The sequence below is a fragment of the Cellulomonas bogoriensis 69B4 = DSM 16987 genome (assembly GCF_000767165.1).
Classification (GTDB): domain Bacteria; phylum Actinomycetota; class Actinomycetes; order Actinomycetales; family Cellulomonadaceae; genus Actinotalea; species Actinotalea bogoriensis.
On record NZ_AXCZ01000472.1, the window covers coordinates 1 to 434 of the forward strand.

Here is a 434-nt window from a genome sequence, read left to right on the forward strand (position 1 = left end):
GCGGTCCAGCTCGGAGATGAGGCTGTTGGCCTCGGTGGCGATGTTGGCGCGGGCCTCGGTGTTGTTGGAGTCGTTCGCGGCCTGCACACCCAGGTCACGAAGACGCTGCAGGATCCCGTGCACCTCGGTCAGCGCACCCTCAGCGGTCTGCACCACGCTGATGCCGTCCTGAGCGTTACGCGCCGCGACCTTCAGGCCACCGACCTGCGAACGCAGACCCTCCGAGATCGCCAGACCAGCAGCATCGTCAGCAGCCCGGTTGATCCGGAAACCCGACGACAGCTTCTCCAGGCTCTTGGCCAGGTCGTTCTGCGTGTTGGACAGGTTGCGGTAGCTGTTGACCGCCGCAATGTTCTGGTTGATCGAAAGACCCATGATCGAACTCCTCCTTGACTCGGGTCCACACCGCCGCCCATCCGTGGGCTGGCACCGTG

At 64.5% G+C, this 434-nt stretch carries 1 protein-coding gene; it reads right to left on the reverse strand.

Translation table 11 applies throughout. The features are described 5' to 3' along the window. Window positions 1–375, reverse strand: a 375-nt coding sequence (locus N869_RS16075; RefSeq protein ID WP_035063437.1) for a flagellin N-terminal helical domain-containing protein, incomplete at its 3' end; no start/stop codon positions are given. Between the last annotated feature and the right edge of the window lie 59 nt (window positions 376–434).